15 protein-coding genes are annotated in these 18,463 nt (G+C 63.2%); 9 read left to right on the forward strand and 6 right to left on the reverse strand.

Going from position 1 to position 18,463, the window contains the following annotated elements; genetic code table 11:
* Window positions 1–26: 26 nt before the first annotated feature.
* Window positions 27–836 carry a tRNA cyclic N6-threonylcarbamoyladenosine(37) synthase TcdA gene (tcdA, locus tag LVS58_RS04725; protein ID WP_233690082.1) on the reverse strand — a complete coding sequence of 270 codons (810 nt, stop codon included), beginning with the start codon at window positions 834–836 and terminating at the stop codon, window positions 27–29.
* A gap of 120 nt (window positions 837–956) precedes the next feature.
* Here tcdA and LVS58_RS04730 point away from each other — a divergent pair, with 120 nt between their 5' ends.
* From LVS58_RS04730 to LVS58_RS04745, 4 genes are all read left to right on the forward strand, one after another.
* Window positions 957–3,548 carry a glycosyltransferase gene (locus LVS58_RS04730; protein ID WP_233690083.1) on the forward strand — a complete coding sequence of 864 codons (2,592 nt, stop codon included), beginning with the start codon at window positions 957–959 and terminating at the stop codon, window positions 3,546–3,548.
* Window positions 3,549–3,730: 182 nt separating this feature from the next.
* Complete coding sequence (gene dapE, locus LVS58_RS04735) at window positions 3,731–4,882, forward strand: succinyl-diaminopimelate desuccinylase (protein ID WP_233690084.1); 1,152 nt, start codon at window positions 3,731–3,733, stop codon at window positions 4,880–4,882.
* Window positions 4,882–5,694: a putative RNA methyltransferase gene (locus tag LVS58_RS04740; RefSeq protein WP_233690085.1), complete on the forward strand. Its 813-nt coding sequence runs from the start codon at window positions 4,882–4,884 to the stop codon at window positions 5,692–5,694. The genes dapE and LVS58_RS04740 overlap by 1 nt, the downstream gene beginning before the upstream one ends.
* Before the next feature lie 17 nt (window positions 5,695–5,711).
* Window positions 5,712–6,089, forward strand: coding sequence for a hypothetical protein (locus LVS58_RS04745; protein WP_010952612.1), 378 nt, complete (start codon window positions 5,712–5,714; stop codon window positions 6,087–6,089).
* A 122-nt stretch (window positions 6,090–6,211) separates the two neighbouring features.
* On the opposite strand, the gene LVS58_RS04750 is transcribed toward LVS58_RS04745, so the two are convergent.
* Window positions 6,212–6,421 (reverse strand): cold-shock protein, encoded by a 210-nt coding sequence (locus tag LVS58_RS04750; RefSeq protein WP_003252255.1) that lies wholly within the window; start codon window positions 6,419–6,421, stop codon window positions 6,212–6,214.
* A gap of 233 nt (window positions 6,422–6,654) precedes the next feature.
* Between LVS58_RS04750 and plsB the strand changes: the two genes are divergently transcribed.
* The 3 genes from plsB (at window position 6,655) to LVS58_RS04765 (ending at window position 10,336) form a co-directional block, all read left to right on the forward strand.
* On the forward strand, window positions 6,655–9,141 hold the full coding sequence (gene plsB / locus LVS58_RS04755; RefSeq protein ID WP_233690086.1) for a glycerol-3-phosphate 1-O-acyltransferase PlsB: 2,487 nt from the start codon (window positions 6,655–6,657) through the stop codon (window positions 9,139–9,141).
* 76 nt (window positions 9,142–9,217) lie between these two features.
* Window positions 9,218–9,616: a YbaY family lipoprotein gene (locus LVS58_RS04760; protein ID WP_233690087.1), complete on the forward strand. Its 399-nt coding sequence runs from the start codon at window positions 9,218–9,220 to the stop codon at window positions 9,614–9,616.
* A gap of 33 nt (window positions 9,617–9,649) precedes the next feature.
* Window positions 9,650–10,336, forward strand: coding sequence for a DUF4197 domain-containing protein (locus tag LVS58_RS04765; RefSeq protein ID WP_161774680.1), 687 nt, complete (start codon window positions 9,650–9,652; stop codon window positions 10,334–10,336).
* 399 nt (window positions 10,337–10,735) lie between these two features.
* Here LVS58_RS04765 and LVS58_RS04770 read toward each other — a convergent pair whose 3' ends face one another.
* Together LVS58_RS04770 and LVS58_RS04775 are read right to left on the reverse strand one after the other, a co-directional pair.
* Window positions 10,736–13,801, reverse strand: coding sequence for an efflux RND transporter permease subunit (locus tag LVS58_RS04770; RefSeq protein WP_233690088.1), 3,066 nt, complete (start codon window positions 13,799–13,801; stop codon window positions 10,736–10,738).
* Between the two features lie 6 nt (window positions 13,802–13,807).
* The gene (locus tag LVS58_RS04775) at window positions 13,808–14,908 is read right to left on the reverse strand and encodes an efflux RND transporter periplasmic adaptor subunit (RefSeq protein WP_233690089.1); all 1,101 of its coding nucleotides are present in this window, start codon (window positions 14,906–14,908) and stop codon (window positions 13,808–13,810) included.
* Between the two features lie 175 nt (window positions 14,909–15,083).
* Here LVS58_RS04775 and LVS58_RS04780 point away from each other — a divergent pair, with 175 nt between their 5' ends.
* The gene (locus LVS58_RS04780; RefSeq protein WP_233690090.1) at window positions 15,084–15,725 is read left to right on the forward strand and encodes a TetR/AcrR family transcriptional regulator; all 642 of its coding nucleotides are present in this window, start codon (window positions 15,084–15,086) and stop codon (window positions 15,723–15,725) included.
* 84 nt (window positions 15,726–15,809) lie between these two features.
* On the opposite strand, the gene LVS58_RS04785 is transcribed toward LVS58_RS04780, so the two are convergent.
* Window positions 15,810–16,757, reverse strand: a complete 948-nt coding sequence (locus tag LVS58_RS04785) for an RHS repeat-associated core domain-containing protein (RefSeq protein ID WP_233690091.1) — start codon at window positions 16,755–16,757, stop codon at window positions 15,810–15,812.
* 202 nt (window positions 16,758–16,959) lie between these two features.
* Window positions 16,960–17,736, reverse strand: a complete 777-nt coding sequence (locus LVS58_RS04790) for a class I SAM-dependent methyltransferase (RefSeq protein ID WP_233690092.1) — start codon at window positions 17,734–17,736, stop codon at window positions 16,960–16,962.
* Window positions 17,737–17,840: 104 nt separating this feature from the next.
* Here LVS58_RS04790 and LVS58_RS04795 point away from each other — a divergent pair, with 104 nt between their 5' ends.
* Complete coding sequence (locus LVS58_RS04795) at window positions 17,841–18,461, forward strand: energy transducer TonB (protein WP_233690093.1); 621 nt, start codon at window positions 17,841–17,843, stop codon at window positions 18,459–18,461.
* Window positions 18,462–18,463: the final 2 nt, after the last annotated feature.

Raw genomic sequence — 18,463 nt, forward strand, 5'->3', positions numbered from 1 at the left:
TCGGCCCGCGTAGAGCCCCACGCGGCCTATTCAGGCTTGACCCGCTCCGACGGCCGGCGCGCCCCGGCCACCAGCTTCTCGATCGCCTTGCTTGCCGCTACCATGGCAAAGGTTGCAGTCACCATCATCACCGCACCAAAGCCACCCGAGCAGTCCAGCCGCACGCCCTCACCGACAAAGCTTTTCTGCAGGCAAACGCTGCCATCACCCTTGGGGTAACGCAGCTGTTCACTGGAGAACACGCACGGCACGCCATAGTTGCGGCTGACATTACGCGAGAAGTTGTAGTCGCGGCGCAGGGTGGAACGCACCCGTGAAGCCAACGGGTCGTTGAAGGTCTTGTTCAGGTCGGCGATCTGGATCTGCGTCGGGTCGATCTGCCCGCCCGCGCCACCGGTAGTAACGATGGCAATCTTGCGCCGCCGACACCAGGCGATCAGCGCCGCCTTGGCCATGACGCTGTCGATGCAGTCGATCACGCAGTCGAGCTGCTCGGTGATGTACTCGGCCATGGTCTCGCGAGTGACGAAGTCGGCCACCGCATGCACCGTGCACCCCGGGTTGATCGCCCGCAGGCGCTCGGCCATGACCTCGACCTTGGGCCGCCCCACCTGCCCTTCCAGCGCATGGGCCTGGCGATTGGTGTTACTGACGCAGACATCGTCCAGGTCGAACAGGGTAATCTCGCCCACGCCACTGCGTGCCAGTGCTTCGGCCACCCACGAGCCCACCCCGCCAATACCGACCACAGCCACATGGGCCTGGCCCAGACGTTGCAGCCCCTGGTCGCCATACAGCCGGGCAACGCCGGCAAAGCGTGGATCTTCTGTGCTCATGTTCATACCCCCAAAAAGCCGGCGCGCATTATATGCCAGTGAACCGTTGGCCTGCATCGTTAGGAAAGAGACTACCAACCCTGCTTTAATGTCCTATCACTTCGACATGAATGGACGACGATGTCTTCACGTAAATTCGGCCTGAACCTGGTAGTGGTGCTGGCCATCGCCGCACTGTTCACCGGGTTCTGGGCACTGATAAACCGCCCGGTCTCGGCCCCCGCCTGGCCAGAGCAGATCTCTGGCTTTTCGTATTCGCCGTTCCGCCTGGGCGAAAGCCCACAGAAGGGGCAGTACCCCACCGACGACGAAATGCGCCAGGACCTGGAGCAGCTGAGCAAACTGACCGACAGCATCCGCATCTATACCGTGGAGGGCACCCAGGCCGACATCCCGCGCCTGGCCGAGGAATTAGGCCTGCGGGTAACGCTGGGGATATGGATCAGCCCGGACCTGGAGCGCAACGAGCGCGAAATCGCCACAGCCATCCAGCTGGCCAACACGTCGCGCAGCGTGGTGCGGGTGGTGGTCGGCAACGAGGCGCTGTTCCGTGAAGAAGTCACACCGGAGAACCTGATCAAATACCTGGACCGGGTACGCGCAGCCGTGAAGGTGCCCGTGACCACCAGTGAACAATGGCACATCTGGAAGGAACATCCCGAGCTGGCCAGGCACGTCGACCTGATTGCCGCGCACATCCTGCCCTACTGGGAGTTCGTGCCGATGAAGGATTCGGTCGAGTTCGTCCTCGACCGTGCCCGTGAACTGAAACAACAGTTCCCGCGCAAACCCCTGCTGCTGTCGGAAGTGGGCTGGCCGAGCAACGGCCGCATGCGCGGGGGGGGCGATGCCACACAGGCCGACCAGGCCATCTACTTGCGCACCCTGGTCAATACCCTCAACCGCCGTGGCTACAACTACTTTGTCATTGAAGCCTATGACCAACCCTGGAAGGCCAGCGACGAAGGTTCGGTAGGCGCCTACTGGGGCGTCTACAACGCCGAGCGCCAGCAGAAGTTCAACTTCGACGGCCCCGTGGTGGCGATCCCGCAGTGGCGGGCCCTGGCAGTGGCGTCGGTGGTGCTGGCAATGATCGCCCTGATGGTGCTGTTCATCGACGGCTCGGCCCTGCGCCAGCGTGGCCGTACCTTCCTGACGTTCATCACCTTCCTGTGCGGGTCGGTGCTGGTGTGGATCGCCTATGACTACAGCCAGCAATACAGCACCTGGTTCAGCCTGACCGTGGGCGTGCTGCTGGCCCTCGGCGCGCTGGGCGTGTTCATCGTGCTGCTCACCGAGGCCCACGAACTGGCCGAAGCGGTCTGGATACACAAGCGCCGCCGCGAATTCCTGCCCGTGCAGGCCGACAGTGCCTACCGGCCCAAGGTGTCGGTGCATGTGCCGTGCTACAACGAGCCACCTGAAATGGTGAAACAAACCCTGGACGCCCTGGCCGCCCTGGACTACCCCGACTACGAAGTGCTGGTGATCGACAACAACACCAAGGACCCGGCCGTGTGGGAGCCGCTCAAGGCTCACTGCGAGAAGCTTGGCGAGCGCTTCAGGTTCTTCCACGTTGCACCTCTGGCCGGCTTCAAGGGGGGCGCGCTGAACTACCTGATCCCGCACACGGCCAAGGACGCCGAAGTGATCGCGGTAATCGACTCGGACTACTGCGTCGACCGCAACTGGCTCAAGCACATGGTGCCTCACTTCGCCGACCCGAAAATTGCCGTGGTGCAGTCACCGCAGGATTACCGCGACCAGCACGAAAGCGCCTTCAAGAAGCTGTGCTACAGCGAATACAAGGGCTTCTTCCACATCGGTATGGTCACCCGCAACGACCGTGACGCCATCATCCAGCACGGCACCATGACCATGACCCGGCGCAGTGTGCTGGAAGAACTGGGCTGGGCCGAATGGTGCATCTGCGAGGACGCCGAACTGGGCCTGCGTGTGTTCGAGAAAGGCCTGTCCGCCGCCTACGCCCACAACAGCTACGGCAAGGGCCTGATGCCCGACACCTTCATCGACTTCAAGAAGCAACGCTTCCGCTGGGCCTACGGCGCCATCCAGATCATCAAGCACCACGCCGGCGCACTGCTGCGCGGCAAAGGCAGCCAGCTGACCCGTGGCCAGCGCTACCACTTCCTGGCCGGCTGGCTACCGTGGATCGCCGATGGCATGAACATCTTCTTCACCATCGGCGCGCTGCTGTGGTCGGCGGCGATGATCATCGTGCCGCATCGGGTCGATCCGCCACTGATGATCTTCGCCATCCCGCCGCTTGCGCTGTTCTTCTTCAAGGTCGGCAAGATCATCTTCCTGTACCGCCGAGCGGTGGGGGTGAACCTCAAGGATGCCTTTGCAGCTGCGCTGGCCGGGCTGGCACTGTCGCACACCATCGCCAAGGCGGTGCTGTATGGTTTCTTCACCAGCAGCATGCCGTTCTTCCGCACGCCGAAGAACGCTGACAGCCATGGGTTGCTGGTGGCGATTTCCGAAGCACGCGAAGAGCTGTTCATCATGTTGCTGCTGTGGGGCGCGGCGCTGGGCATTTACCTGGTTCAGGGGCTGCCGAGCTCGGACATGCGCTTCTGGGTGGCGATGTTGCTGGTGCAGTCGTTGCCTTATGTGGCGGCGCTGGTAATGGCATTCCTGTCGTCGTTGCCCAAGCCGCAGGAAAAGGCTGCCGAACCGCAGCAGGCTTGAGATTGCCAGGGGCGCTTTGCGCCCCTATCGCGACCCAAGGCCGCTCCCACAAGTAACCGCATCCCCATGTAGGAGCGGCCTTGGGTCGCGATAGGGCCGCAAAGCGGCCCCATTGGCCCTTCGGTTTGATATAAGATAACGCCCCTCAGATTTCCCAGCCTTGCCTTGCCCCGGAGTTCCCCATGACGGCCCCTGCCGAGCTCTCGCCTACCCTTCAACTGGCCTGCGACCTGATCCGTCGCCCTTCGGTCACCCCCGTCGACGCCGATTGCCAGGCGCAGATGATGAACCGTCTGGGGGCCGTCGGTTTCCAGCTGGAGCCGATGCGCATTGAAGACGTTGACAACTTCTGGGCTACTCACGGCAGCCAGGACGGCCCGGTACTGTGTTTTGCCGGCCACACCGACGTGGTGCCTACCGGCCCGGTCCAGCAATGGCAGCATGAACCGTTCGAGGCGCTGATCGACGCCGACGGCATGCTCTGCGGCCGAGGCGCCGCCGACATGAAGGGCAGCCTGGCGTCCATGGTGATCGCCAGCGAGCGCTTCGTGCAGGACTACCCGAACCACCGTGGCAAGGTCGCGTTTCTGATCACCAGCGACGAGGAAGGCCCCGCCCACCACGGCACCAAAGCCGTGGTCGAGCGCCTGAAAGCGCGCAACGAACGCCTGGACTGGTGCATCGTCGGCGAACCGTCCAGCACCACCTTGCTGGGTGACGTGGTCAAGAACGGTCGCCGTGGTTCGCTGGGCGCCAAGCTGAGCATACGCGGCAAACAAGGCCATGTGGCCTACCCGCACCTGGCGCGCAACCCGATCCACCTAGCCGCCCCGGCCTTGGCGGAACTGGCTGCCGAACACTGGGACGAAGGCAATGCGTTCTTCCCGCCAACCAGCTTCCAGATCTCCAACCTCAATTCCGGCACCGGCGCCACCAACGTGGTCCCAGGCGAGCTGACTGCGCTGTTCAACTTCCGCTTTTCCACCGAGTCCACCGTTGAAGGCCTGCAGGCGCGGGTATCGGCGATTCTCGACAAGCATGAACTGGACTGGTCAGTCGACTGGGCACTGTCTGGTCTGCCGTTCCTGACTGAACCAGGCGAGCTGCTCGACGCCGTGGCGGCCAGCATCAAGGGCGTCACCGGTCGCGATACCCAGCCCTCCACCAGCGGCGGCACCTCCGATGGCCGCTTCATCGCAACCATGGGCACCCAGGTGGTCGAACTCGGCCCGGTCAACGCCACCATCCACCAGGTTGACGAGCGGATCCTGGCCAGCGACCTCGATCTGCTGACCGAAATCTACTACCAGACCCTGGTCCGGTTGCTCGCCTGATGCTTGCCTGCCCGCTTTGCCAGGCGCCGCTGAGCCGGCTCGACAATGGTGTGGTGTGCCCGGCCGGCCACCGCTTCGACCGCGCCCGCCAGGGTTACCTGAACCTGCTGCCGGTGCAGCACAAGAACAGCCGCGACCCCGGTGACAACCAGGCCATGGTCGAGGCACGCCGCGACTTTCTGGACGCCGGCCATTACGCGCCAGTCGCCCACCGCCTGGCCGAGCTGGCTGCCGAGCGCCAGCCTGGCGCCTGGCTGGACATCGGCTGCGGCGAGGGTTACTACACCGCACAGATCGCCCAGGCCTTGCCGGCCGCCAACGGCTATGCGCTGGACATCTCCCGCGAAGCGGTCAAGCGTGCCTGCCGCCGAGCACCGGCGGTCACCTGGATGGTCGCCAGCATGGCCCGCGTGCCGCTGACCGACGCCAGCTGCCAGTTCATCGCCAGCGTTTTCAGCCCGCTGGACTGGGCCGAGGCCAAGCGTTTGCTCAGCCCCGGCGGCGGCCTGATGCGGGTCGGCCCGACCAGCGGTCACCTGATGGAACTGCGTGAAGTGCTCTACGATGAAGTACGCCCTTACGCCGACGACAAGCACCTGGCCCTGGTCCCTGAAGGCATGGCCCATGCTCACAGCGAAACCCTCGAGTTCCGCCTGAGCCTGGCCGCGCCCAAGGCCCGCGCCGATCTGCTGGCAATGACCCCACACGGATGGCGCGCCAGCGCCGAAAAACGTGCCCGGGTGATCGACCAGCCCGAGCCGTTCGAGGTCACGGTTTCCATGCGTTATGACTATTTCGTGCGCCAAGACTGAGCACACCCGGAGCCCTTATGCGTCAACCTGATATCGAGATCTACCTGAAGGACGCCGACGTCGACCACAAGCAGATTGCCGAGTGGCTCGCCCAGGCAATCGGCCCGTGCACCGAGTGGAAGCAGAAAGGCCATACCTTCAAATGCCAGGCCGGTAACATTCCGGTCACGTGGTTACCCAAGGCTGTAGGGAAATGGAACAGCCTGTACCTGGAAAGCGACCAGACGCCGTGGGCCGATGACGTTGCCTGCGCCCGCGCCGCATTTGCCGCGCTGGGTGTGGAAGTGCGCTGTGCGCCGGGTGGCTGGGTTGAGGAAGACGGGGAAGAAGATGCCGACCGCTGGGTTCGCATCAGCGCCGACGGTGAAGAGGAAATCACCTGGCGTACATCATGAAACTGCAGACTGGCTCGTTTCTGTAGGCGCGGGTTTACCCGAGAACACGGGCTAGGCCCGTGGCAGCCACCATGGTGGCTGCTTCGCGGGCAAGCCCGCTCCTACGGCTTGAAACCAGAGGTTCAGAGGCCCACTACGTCTTCGGCTTGCAGGCCTTTCTGGCCCTGCACGCAGGCGTACTCCACCCGCTGCCCTTCGACCAGGGTACGATGCCCCTCACCACGGATCGCCCGATAGTGGACGAACACATCCGCACCACCTTCGCGCTGAATGAAGCCATAACCCTTGGCATCGTTGAACCACTTTACATTCCCAGTCTCACGAGACGACATCTGAACTACTCCGGATTTTTATTGTGAAGATCGCCTTGCAGGCATGAGGTCATCTGCCCCGTGCCAACGCCGCTTGCCGAAATATCCTGCAAGTGGCAGGCCGAGTATATGACACAGAACAAAAAAAATTGATGACGGTCCCGTCGTTGGCCGAATTTTGCTGAACTTACGCCGATACGGCAGACTAAATAGCAGAATACTCACCTGAAAATCACACCCAGGGCACACAACCCATGACCCGTTCCCCCCTGCACCGCCTGATCTTCGGCGGCCTGCGTCGCCTGTTGTACCTGTGGGTGCGCTCCGAGACCATCAACCAGTCTTCCATGACCCTCAACCTCGACCGCAGCCGGCCGGTGTTCTATGCGCTGCCCTCGCCCGCGCTCACTGACCTGGCGGTGCTCGACCACGAGTGCACCAAGGCGGGGCTACCGCGCCCGGTGCTGCCGGTAGCTGTCGGCCCACTGCAGGAGCCCGCCGCCTTCTTCTACCTGACCCCCGACCCGGACTGGCTCGGCCGCCAGGACAAAAGCGGCGCGCCCCCCACGCTCGAGCGCCTGGTGGCTGCCGTCAGCCAGCATGCCGAAGAAGATGCCCAGATCATTCCTGTCAGCGTGTTCTGGGGCCAGACCCCGGCCAGCGAGTCCAGCCCCTGGAAGCTGCTGTTCGCCGACAGCTGGGCGGTAACCGGGCGCCTGCGCCGACTGCTGACCGTACTGATCCTGGGCCGCAAGACCCGGGTTCAGTTCTCCGCGCCAATCCACCTGCGCGAACTGGTGCAGCACAACAAAGGCCACGAGCGCACCGTGCGCATGGCCCAGCGCCTGATGCGCGTGCACTTTCGCAACCTCAAGACGGCCGTCATCGGCCCGGACATCTCGCACCGACGCACCCTGGTCAAAGGCCTGGTCCATGCCCCGCAAGTGCGCCAGGCGATTGCCGACGAAGCACAGCGCGAGAACCTGCCGCTGGCCAAAGCCGAGGCCCAGGCACTGCGCTATGGCAACGAGATCGCCTCTGACTACACCTATACCGCCATCCGCTTCCTCGAAGTGGTGCTCAGCTGGTTCTGGAACAAGATCTACGACGGCATCAAGGTCAACCACATCGAACAGGTACAGGGTATCGCCCCTGGCCATGAAGTGATCTACGTGCCGTGCCACCGCAGCCACATCGACTACCTGCTGCTGTCGTACCTGCTGTTCCGCAACGGCCTCACTCCGCCGCACGTGGCTGCCGGCATCAACCTCAACATGCCGGTGGTGGGTAACCTGCTACGCCGTGGTGGCGCCTTCTTCATGCGCCGCACGTTCAAGGGCAACCCACTCTACACGGCGGTGTTCAACGAGTACCTGCACACCCTGTACACCAAGGGCTTCCCGGTCGAGTACTTCGTCGAAGGCGGCCGCTCGCGCACCGGGCGCATGCTGCAGCCGCGCACCGGGATGCTGGCCATTACCCTGCGCAGCTTCCTGCGTTCGTCGCGTACGCCCATCGTGTTCGTGCCCGTGTACATTGGCTACGAGCGCGTGCTTGAAGGCCGTACCTACCTGGGCGAACTGCGCGGCGCCAGCAAGAGGAAGGAGTCGGTGTTCGACATCTTCAAGGTGTTCGGCGCACTCAAGCAGCGCTTTGGCCAGGTCTACGTCAACTTCGGCGAACCCATCCGCCTGGCTGGCTTCCTCGACCAGCAGCAGCCCGGCTGGCGTGAACAGGATCACGGTCCTCAGTACCGTCCAGACTGGCTCAACGCCACCACCGCCCGCCTGGGAGAAACCGTGGCCCGCCACCTCAACGAGGCGGCCGCCATCAACCCGGTCAACCTGGTGGCCCTGGCACTGCTGTCCACCAGCCGCCTTGCCCTGGACGAGCGCGCCCTGACCCGCGTACTCGACCTGTACCTGGCGCTGCTGCGCCAAGTGCCCTATTCGCCGCACACCACCCTGCCCGAAGGCGACGGCAAAGCACTGATCGAACATGTACGCAGCATGAACCTGGTGGCCGAGCAGAAGGACGCCCTGGGCCGCATCCTTTACCTGGATGAAGGCAACGCGGTGCTGATGACCTACTACCGCAACAACGTGCTGCACATCTTCGCCCTGCCGGCGCTGCTGGCCAGCTTCTTCCTCAGCAGTTCACGCCTGAGCCGGCAACTGCTGGGCCAGTATGTGCACGCGCTTTACCCCTATCTACAGGCCGAACTGTTCCTGCGCTGGACACCAGAACAGCTGGACGAGGTCATCGACCAATGGCTGGTCGCGCTGGTAGAACAGGGCCTGCTGCGCCAGGACAACGATCTGTACGTGCGCCCGGCGCCCAGCTCGCGGCAGTTCGTGTTGCTGACCCTGCTCGCCCGCACCATCACCCAGACCCTGCAGCGCTTCTACATGGCCACCTCGCTGCTGATCAACAGCGGACAGAACAGCCTGAGCGCCGAAGCGCTGGAAGACCTGTGCGTGATGATGGCCCAGCGCCTGTCGATCCTGCATGGCCTGAACGCCCCGGAGTTCTTCGACAAGACGCTGTTCCGCCACTTCATCCAGACCCTGCTCCAGCAAGGCGTGCTGCAGGCCGACGCGCAAGGCAAGCTGGGTTATCACGACAAGCTCGGCGAGCTGGCCGAGGGCGTGGCCAAGCGTGTGCTGTCGGCCGAGCTGCGCCTGTCCATCCGCCAGGTGGCCCTGCACCGTGACGACGGGCTGGAAACTTCCACCCTCTAACAGTTCATCACCGGGGAAAATCCGTTAAAGTCCCTGGGGTTGGCCACAAGCCAGCGCCAAGGACAACGGAGATTCCATGAAAAAGCTCTTTATGCTGTGTTGCGCATCCCTGCTTGCAGCCTGTTCCAGCCAAACCCCACACAACCAGGCCAGCCTGGACGGTGAAGTCTTCTACCTGCAGCGCATTGCCCTGCCGCCTGCCGCCACCCTGAGTGTGGAACTGCAGGATGTGTCGCTGATGGACGCCCCTGCCGTGACCCTGGCGCGCCAGGCAGGCCCGGTCAAGGGCAACGTGCCGCTGCCGTTCCATCTCACCTATGACCCCGCGCAGGTCAAGCCTGGCCACCGCTATGCGGTGAGCGCGCGCATCGAGCTGGACGGCAAGCTGCTGTTCATCAATACCGAACACCACGGCGTCATGCTCGACGGCAGTGACCCGCAATCGGTACGCATCAAGGTAGACCAGGTTCGCTGATACCCGTACTCATCCGTTTACAAGGAAAGCTTCATGATCCGCACTTCCCTGCGCTTCACCACCCTGTGCGCCGGCCTGCTGCTGTCGGCCAGTGCCCTGGCCCTGTCGCTGGGCGACCTCAGCCAGAAAGACGCCACCGGCGGCCTGAAAGATGCCCTGACCCAAGGTGCGCAGCTGGCCGTCAAGCAACTGAGCACCCCAGGCGGCTTCAGCAACAACCCGGACGTGCGCATCGAGCTGCCAGGCAACCTGGGCAAAGCCGCCAAGGCGATGAAAATGTTCGGCAAGGGTGAACAGGTCGAAGCCCTGGAAACCAGCATGAACAAGGCCGCCGAGGCCGCCGTGCCGCAGGCCCAGGCGATTCTGGTGGATGCCGTGAAGAACATGAGCGTGACCGACGCCAAAGGCATCCTCAGCGGCGGTGACGACTCGGCCACTCAGTACCTGAACAAGAGCAGCCGCGAGCAGATCCGCGCCAGGTTCCTGCCAATCGTCAAGCAGGCCACCGACAAGGTGGGCGTGGCCCAGCAATACAATGCCTTCGCCGCCCAGGCCAAAGGCTTGGGGCTGGTCAAGGATGACGCCAATATCGAGAACTACGTGACCGAGAAGGCGCTGGATGGCCTGTTCGAGATGATCGGCAAACAGGAGCAGAGCATTCGCCAGAACCCAGCAGCTGCGGCGACCAGCCTGGCCAAGAAGGTTTTCGGCGCGCTGTAGGAGCGGGTTCACCCGCGAAAGGGCCGGGCCTGCTGGCCAATTTTCACCAGCCGTTCACCGTTGCTGCCGCTACCGTATTCGCGGGTAAATCCGCTCCTACACTGATCTGGACTGCGCGGTCCTCTGTAGGAGCGGGTTTACCCGCGAAAGGGCCGGGCCTGCCGGCCAATTCTCACCAGTCATTCACCGTTGCCGCCACCACCGTATTCGCGGGTAAACCCGCTCTACACTGATCTGGACTGCGCGGTCCTCTGTAGGAGCGGGTTTACCCGCGAAAGGGCCGGGCCTGCTGGCCAATTCTCACCAGTCATTCACCGTTGCCGCCACCACCGTATTCGCGGGTAAACCCGCTCCTGCCACGGCGGTGGGGTTGGACACAGGCCGTCGTAGGAGCGGTCTTCAGCCTTTCTTCACCCTGAACCACGCCGCATACAACGCCGGCAGGAACAGCAGTGTAAGCACTGTGGCCACGATCAACCCGCCCATGATCGCCACCGCCATCGGCCCGTAGAACACGCTGCGCGACAACGGGATCATGGCCAGCACCGCCGCCAGCGCGGTCAGCACGATCGGCCGGAAGCGCCGCACCGTAGCCTCGATGATCGCCTGCCAGCGCTCCATCCCCGCTGCGATGTCCTGCTCGATCTGGTCCACCAGGATCACCGAGTTGCGCATGATCATCCCCGCCAGGGCAATGGTGCCGAGCATGGCGACAAAGCCGAAGGGCTGGCGGAACACCAGCAGGAACAGGGTTACACCGATCAGCCCCAGCGGCGCGGTAAGGAACACCATCACCGTGCGCGAGAAACTGCGTAGCTGGATCATCAGCAAGCTCAGGACGACCACGATGAACAGTGGCATGCCGGCATTCACCGATTTCTGCCCACGTTCGGAGTCTTCCACCGTGCCACCCACCTCCAGCAGGTAGCCATCGGGCAGCTTGGCGCGGATGTCCTGCAGGGTCGGCAAAATCTGCTTCACCAGCGTCGCAGGTTGCTCCTGGTCGTAGATATCGGCACGCACGGTCACCGTCGGCAAGCGGTTGCGGTGCCAGATGATGCCCTCTTCAAAGCCGTATTCCAGAGTCGCCACCTGCGACAGCGCCACGCTCTGGCCGTTGTCGGTGGGTAACGCCAGGCTGCCCAGGTTGCCCAGCTCGCTGCGTTCCTGCACGGTGCCGCGCAGCAGGATCTCGATCAGTTCATTGTCCTCGCGGTACTGGCTGACCGTGGTGCCGATCAGCGAGCTTTGCAGGAAGCTCGCCAGGTGCGAAGTGCTCACGCCCAGCGCACGGGCGCGGTCCTGGTCGATTTCGAGGAACACCGCCTTGCTGGGCTCTTCCCAGTCCAGGTGCACGTTCACCACATGCGGGTTCTCGCGCACCTTGTCCGCCACTTCACGGGCCAGCGCACGGGCCTTCTCGATATGCTCGCCAGTGACCCGGAACTGCACCGGGTAGCCCACGGGTGGGCCGTTTTCCAGACGCGTGACCCGGGCGCGCAGGTCGGGGAACTGCTGGTCCACCGTGCTGATCAGCCAACTGCGCAGGCGCTCGCGGTCCTCCATCGACTTGGCCAGCACCACGAACTGGGCAAAGCTGGCTGCCGGCAGTTGTTGGTCCAGCGGCAGGTAGAAACGCGGCGAACCGGTACCCACATAGGCCACGTAGTTGTCGATACCCTCCTGCTGCTTGAGCAGCGCCTCCAGCTGCTTGACCCGCTCGGCGGTATTGGCCAGCGAGGCGCCTTCGGCCAGTTTCAGGTCAACCATCAGCTCCGGGCGCCCGGAGGCCGGGAAGAACTGCTGGGGTACGAAGCGGAACAGCAGGAGGCTGCCGACAAAAGCGGCAACGGTCAGCAGGATTACCGTCTTGCGCCGCCGTACGCACCACTCCACCAGCCGTCGCACGCGCTGATAGAACGGGGTGGCGTAGGGGACTGGCGCATGGCCGTCCTTGCCATGGCGCGCGGCGTGCAGCTTGGCCAGGTCGGGTAGCAAGCGCTCGCCCAGGTAAGGCACGAACACCACGGCCGCCACCCAGGAGGTCAGCAAAGCGATGGTGACCACCTGGAAGATCGACCGGGTGTATTCGCCTGTGCTGGAGGCCGCGGTGGCAATCGGCAGGAAGCCTGCAGCCGTGATCAGCGTACCGGTAAGCATCGGGAAGGCCGTACTTGTCCAGGCATAGCTGGCCGCCTTGAGGCGGTCGTAGCCCTGCTCCATCTTGATCGCCATCATCTCCACGGCGATGATCGCGTCGTCCACCAGCAAGCCCAGGGCCAGCACCAGCGCGCCAAGGGAGATCTTGTGCAGGCCGATGCCGAAATAATGCATGGCGGCGAAGGTCATGGCCAACACCAGCGGAATGGCCAGCGCCACCACCAGGCCAGTGCGCAGGCCCAGCGAGAAGAAGCTCACCAGCAGCACAATGACCAGTGCCTCGACCAGCACCTGCACGAACTCGCCCACGCCGGCCTTGACCGCTGCCGGCTGGTCCGAGACCTTGCGCAGCGCCATGCCGGCCGGCAGGTTGTGCGCCAACCGTTCGAACTCGCCTTCCAGGGCCTTGCCCAGCACCAGGATATCGCCGCCATCCTTCATCGATACCGCCAGGCCAATGGCATCTTCGCCCATGAAACGCATCCGCGGTGCGGGTGGGTCATTGAAGCCACGGTGCACTTCGGCCACATCGCCGATACGGAAGGTGCGGTCACCCACCCGGATGGGGAACTGGCGAATCTGCTCGACGCTGTCGAAGCGCCCGCTCACCCGCAGTTGCAGGCGCTCGCTGGGGGTTTCGAAGAAACCGGCGGTGCTCACCGCGTTCTGCTCTTGCAAGGCGTTCTGCACAGCCTCCAGCGGCACACCAAGCGTGGCCAGCTTGAGGTTGGACAGCTCGATCCAGACTTTCTCGTCCTGCAGGCCGATCAGCTCGACCTTGCCCACGTCCTTGACCCGCTGCAGCTGGATCTGGATGCGGTCGGCGTAATCCTTGAGCACCGCGTAATCAAAGCCTTCACCGGTCAGCGCGTAGATGTTGCCGAAGGTGGTGCCGAACTCGTCGTTGAAGAACGGCCCCTGGATTTCTGGCGGCAGGGTGTGGCGAATGTCCGCAACCTTCTTGCGGATCTGGTACCACAGCTCGGGAATGTCCTTGGAATGCAGCGAGTCGCGGGCCATGAAAGTGACTTGGGATTCGCCGGGGCGGGAGAACGAAACGATCCTCTCGTACTCGCCGGTCTCCATCAGCTTTTTCTCGATGCGTTCGGTCACCTGGCGTGACACTTCCTCCGCCGTGGCACCGGGCCACAGGGTGCGGATGACCATGGCCTTGAAGGTGAATGGCGGGTCCTCGCTCTGGCCAAGCTTGGTGTACGACATGGCGCCAATGACGGCCAGCAGGATCATCAGAAACAGGACAATCTGGCGGTTGCGCAGCGCCCAGGCAGAAAGGTTGAAACCCATCGGGACTTACTCCTTGGCCGTCAGGTTCACTACACGGTTGCTGCGATCCACGGGGCGTACCTCCTGGCCCTCGCGCAGTACGTGGCCGCCAGCGGCAACCACCCAGTCACCCGGGGCCAGGCCCTCAAGCACCGGCACACTGTCGCTGCCATAAGCCCCCAGGCGCACGGTCGCCCGCTCCAGGCGGCTTTCCTTGTTCACCCGCCAGACATAGGCCTGGCCGTTTTCCGCAGTCACTGCCGACAGCGGTACCGCCAGCGGGATCAGCCCATCCTTGGCGATGAACACCCGGGCGCTCTGGCCCAGTTCAGCCGGTACGGCGGCCGTGGTAAAGGCGATGCGCGCCGCGAATGTGCGCGAACGCGGGTCGGCAGCCGGTGACAGCTCGCGAATGCGCCCCTGGAAACGCGCCTGCGGGTTGGACCACAGCTCCACGCTCACCGGTTGGCCCACAGCGAAGCGGGCGAACTGCTGCTCCGGCAGGCCAATGGCCACTTCTCGCTCGCCATCGGCGGCGAGGGTAAACACGGTTTGCCCGGCGGCGACCACCTGGCCCACTTCAACCTGGCGCTTGGCGATCACCCCGGCCTGCGGCGCACGCAACACGGCATATTCGGCCTGGTTGCCAGCCACATCGAACTCGGCCTTGGCCTGCTTCAGACGGGCAAGGCCTGCACGGTAGAGGTTTTCGGCATTGTCGTACTGGGAGTGGCTGACCATCTGCCGCTCCAGCAGCTTCTGGTAGCGGTCGCGCTCGGCGCGCACCAATGCCAGGTTGGCCTCGGCAGCCGTCAGCTGGGCGCGGTTGGCTTCAAGTTGCAGGCGCACGTCCTGCGGGTCCAGCTCGGCCAGCGGCTGGTCGGCCTTGACCCGCTGCCCCTCCTCCACCAGGCGCTTGCTGACCTTGCCGGCAATGCGGAAGGCCAGCTCCGGCTCGAAGCGCGCGCGCACTTCGCCGGGGTAACTGTCGGCAGCGGCTTCGGCAGGCTGCGGCTGCACCACCAGCGCCGGGCGCGGCGCGGCGGGTGGGGCGGCTTCCTGGCCACACGCCGCCAGAAGCAGGGCAGCGGCGGCAGGCAGAGCGATGGACAAGGCATGGCGCAACATGATGAATCCTTTCGCGGAGTGCACATTTAATATTTGTACTGACGGGTATATTAAGTCAGCAGACCCATGGCGGGAAGGGGATGCGCGGGTTTTTCGAGGGTGCGGTGAGCAGGTAATGCAGCCTGGCTTTCGCCGGATGCCGCCTGACCCGTTAAGATGGTGTTCCTTCAACCAGATGCAGACCACAATGTCCAACGACGCACCCATCGGCCCGGGCCGGCCCAAGGACCTGGCCAAGCGCGAGGCGATTCTCGAAGCGGCCAAGACGCTGTTCCTCAGCCTTGGCTACGCCAACACCAGCATGGATGCGGTCGCTGCGGCGGCAGGTGTTTCAAAGCTCACCGTTTACAGCCACTTCACCGACAAACAGACACTCTTCTGCTCGGCGGTCATGGCCACCTGCCAGGTCCAGTTGCCTGACCTGCTGTTCGCGTATCCCGAGGGGGTGCCGGTAGAAGAAGTGCTGCTGACCATTGCCCGCAACTTCCAGGCGCTTATCAGCAGTGACGAAGCGGTCAAGCTCAGCCGCCTGATCATGGCCCAGGGCAGCCTGGATCCAAGCTTTGGCGAGTACTTCTACGAGGCCGGGCCCAAGCGGGTGCTGGCTGGAATGGAGGCGCTGCTGCGTGGGGCGCACGAGCGCGGGGTGCTGCGCATCGACAATCCGCTGCGGGCGGCGGAGCACTTCTTCTGCCTGGTCAAGGGCGCGCCGGATTACCGCTTGCTGCTGGGGTGTGCGGGGCCGCTGGAGGGCGATGAGGCTGAAGTGCATGTGAGAGATGTGGTGGGGGTGTTCTTGAAAGCGTTCCAGCCTTGAAGGGTTGAAATACATACCGGCCTGAAGTTCTGTCTCTGCCTTTCGTGCGCCATCTACGGAAGGCAGAGACAACAACTTAGACAATTAATCCACCCATCTCCGAATATTGCTCTGCAATTGTTCAATAATTATGGCGTCTCTCGATGTGCTCATCCCGTCTCGCGTCCTGACGTTAACCTCTTCAAGTTCCGCCAAAGCCCTTTGAATCGCAGCCTTCTTGTTGAGTTGCTCCTGTTCCGACCTTCGTTCGGCCAAGGTTTTTCTGGGCCGGGGAGCCTGAGAGGCCACCGGAGTGATCATCTGCGACTGACCAGTAATACTGGCAGTCGACGAACGCTTGTTTTGTAGCTCGATCGCAAATTGCTCATCAATCTGGACTTGATTAAAGCCCTTCATGAATTGACTTTCCCCGCTACCTGACTGCTGAGCTTTCGGCAATAAGGTGGTTTGGGCAGCTTGAATGGTGGCGCTTTGAGTCTCTGGAGCGAAGGTCTTCGTTACCGTTGGCCGCTTCGGCTTCAGCCGAAATAGTCTTCTGAAGAACTTTCCAATCCCCCAAAAGTGTCCAGTCGGATCAGTGCGATTAATGGGGTCTCCGGCGCAGTATGCGTACGCATTGAAACCACCTGCACCAAATGGGCTCCAACTGTCCGGGCTGCAAAAGCGCATCATGACCGGGCTGAATTGCCTGTAACCATTCCCCAGATGGTAAAGCCCCGAACGCGCATCCAGCCGCTCGCCACTGAAGGCAAGCAACGACCGCAAGCCGCTACCCTGATTGTGATGCCCATAGGGCGAGTAAGCCTCTGATTCCAGGCGTTTCCTTTCATAAATGGATAGGATCGAGCGCTGCTGGTCGGATGCCGCCAGCATGCTGGAAAAGCCCGAGGGTTGGTGATCTTTCTGAGCCAGCACCAGGTCATTAGCCTGAAGGAAACGCCAGCAGGCATCGCCATTCAATTCAGTAGCTATCTTGCTGTTACAGTAAAAAAGCTGGCGGCCAGCTTGCCGGGCATCAGGAGCAGGCGACATGAACATTACCCTCAATCAGGATCAAATTTCCGTTAGGATCGCGCCCTTAGCCAACTAATGACTACTGGCAGAAATAACAGGTCATTGTAGGAGCAGGTTTACCCGCGAAGGAGGCGACGCAGTGGAAGGCACCGGCGTTGCCGGTGTTCGCGGCTAAAGCCGCTCCTACAATGATCGTGCTAGCCCGCCAGATAGGGGCAGGTCAGGCTTTCAGGGCTTTCTTCGGATAAATGTCATACCGGCTCGACTTACCCTCAAGGCTATGGCTGGGCTTTGGCCCATCGATGATCGGAGCCTTGCGCGGGCGCTTCACTACCACCCGGTGGCTGGCCAGCGCCAGGGCGGCCTCAAGCAGCGCCGGGGCATCCAGGTCATCGCCCACCAAAGGGCGGAACACGCGCATCTCCTTTTTCACCAGGGCGCTCTTGTCCCGGTGCGGGAACATCGGGTCGAGGTAGATCACCTGCGGCGCCTCCCCTTCCCAGGCGCGCATGCGCTCGATGGCGTTGCCGGTCAGCAGGCGCATACGCCCGACAATCGGGCCCACCTCTTCATCCACCCGCGCCCGCGCCAGGCCATCTTCCAACAGCGCGGCAATCAGCGGCTGGCGTTCGATCAGGGTCATCTGGCAGCCAAGGCTGGCCAGCACGAATGCGTCCTTGCCCAGCCCCGCCGTGGCATCCAGCACCTGCGGCCGGATGCCCTGGGCAATGCCCACGGCCTTGGCGATCATCTGCCCGTTGCCACCGCCAAACTGGCGGCGGTGAGCGGCCTGGCCTTCGACGAAGTCCACACGCACCGGCCCAGGCGCCTGCGGGCCCAGTTGCTGAATCTGCAAGCCGTCGGCACCCACCTGCACAGCGAAGCCGGCGGTATCGTCCTGCAGCGGCAGGCCCAGGCGTTCAGCCCACGCGCTGGCCTGTTGCGCATACTCAGCTGTCATCGCCTCGACCCTGATACCCGTGCCTTGCTCTTCCATCGTTCACACCCGAAAAATCAAACCAAGCCCTTAATTAATCGGCAGCCACGGCCGATACAGGCAATATCCCGCTATTCTGCCAGAGCACAGCGCGCACGACTGCCATGTCAGATACTCTTCCCATCGGCTTGACCTATTTGTCGCCTGTCGGCAACTACAGTCAGCACAACACCCAGGCACTCGGGGGCGTCAGCCACCTGTGGCAGGATTTCTTTGCCCGGGCGATGGCCGAGCAGCAGGAAGAGCCGGTAGACAGCATCAGCCAGTCGTTCGTGCAGTACGACCAGGACAGCGGTGAACCCATCGGCGGCGCCCGTGCACTGGCATTGATCGACGCCCAGCGCGCCTGCCCGGTGCACGACACCATCGTGGCGCCGCCCGAACCGTTGTTTCTGCCCAAGGCCGAGCTTGAAGCCAAGCTGCTGCCGCCCGCCCCCGAGCCATACAGCGCCATGGAACTGATCGAGCAACAGCGCCAGCTCGACATCAACAACAGCTGGCTGCGCCCGGTGGTGATGAGCCAGGGTCAGCCGATCGCCGAACCCGGCCCTGGCCCCACTCCGCGGTCATTGTTCCTGCCCATTGCCGAGTTCGAGACCAACCTGCTGGACCCAGCGCCCGAACCGTTCGACGACGCCACCCTGGCCAAGCAGCAGAATGACCTGGAATTCGACATCCACTGGGCACGACCCGTTGTGCTGAACAACGTGCGCGCGCACGCCTGAGG

The organism is Pseudomonas sp. JR33AA (genome assembly GCF_021378985.1).
Taxonomy (GTDB): Bacteria; Pseudomonadota; Gammaproteobacteria; order Pseudomonadales; family Pseudomonadaceae; genus Aquipseudomonas; species Aquipseudomonas alloputida.

Coding starts and splice junctions, on each gene's coding strand:
- LVS58_RS04785 (WP_233690091.1), bottom strand. CDS start 16,757: ATGTCGCCTGCTCCTGATGCCCGGCAAGCTGGCCGCCAGCTTTTTTAC.
- LVS58_RS04765 (WP_161774680.1), top strand. CDS start 9,650: ATGATCCGCACTTCCCTGCGCTTCACCACCCTGTGCGCCGGCCTGCTG.
- LVS58_RS04760 (WP_233690087.1), top strand. CDS start 9,218: ATGAAAAAGCTCTTTATGCTGTGTTGCGCATCCCTGCTTGCAGCCTGT.
- dapE (WP_233690084.1), top strand. CDS start 3,731: ATGACGGCCCCTGCCGAGCTCTCGCCTACCCTTCAACTGGCCTGCGAC.
- plsB (WP_233690086.1), top strand. CDS start 6,655: ATGACCCGTTCCCCCCTGCACCGCCTGATCTTCGGCGGCCTGCGTCGC.
- LVS58_RS04750 (WP_003252255.1), bottom strand. CDS start 6,421: ATGTCGTCTCGTGAGACTGGGAATGTAAAGTGGTTCAACGATGCCAAG.
- LVS58_RS04730 (WP_233690083.1), top strand. CDS start 957: ATGTCTTCACGTAAATTCGGCCTGAACCTGGTAGTGGTGCTGGCCATC.
- LVS58_RS04770 (WP_233690088.1), bottom strand. CDS start 13,801: ATGGGTTTCAACCTTTCTGCCTGGGCGCTGCGCAACCGCCAGATTGTC.
- LVS58_RS04790 (WP_233690092.1), bottom strand. CDS start 17,736: ATGGAAGAGCAAGGCACGGGTATCAGGGTCGAGGCGATGACAGCTGAG.
- LVS58_RS04745 (WP_010952612.1), top strand. CDS start 5,712: ATGCGTCAACCTGATATCGAGATCTACCTGAAGGACGCCGACGTCGAC.
- tcdA (WP_233690082.1), bottom strand. CDS start 836: ATGAGCACAGAAGATCCACGCTTTGCCGGCGTTGCCCGGCTGTATGGC.
- LVS58_RS04780 (WP_233690090.1), top strand. CDS start 15,084: ATGCAGACCACAATGTCCAACGACGCACCCATCGGCCCGGGCCGGCCC.
- LVS58_RS04775 (WP_233690089.1), bottom strand. CDS start 14,908: ATGTTGCGCCATGCCTTGTCCATCGCTCTGCCTGCCGCCGCTGCCCTG.
- LVS58_RS04740 (WP_233690085.1), top strand. CDS start 4,882: ATGCTTGCCTGCCCGCTTTGCCAGGCGCCGCTGAGCCGGCTCGACAAT.
- LVS58_RS04795 (WP_233690093.1), top strand. CDS start 17,841: ATGTCAGATACTCTTCCCATCGGCTTGACCTATTTGTCGCCTGTCGGC.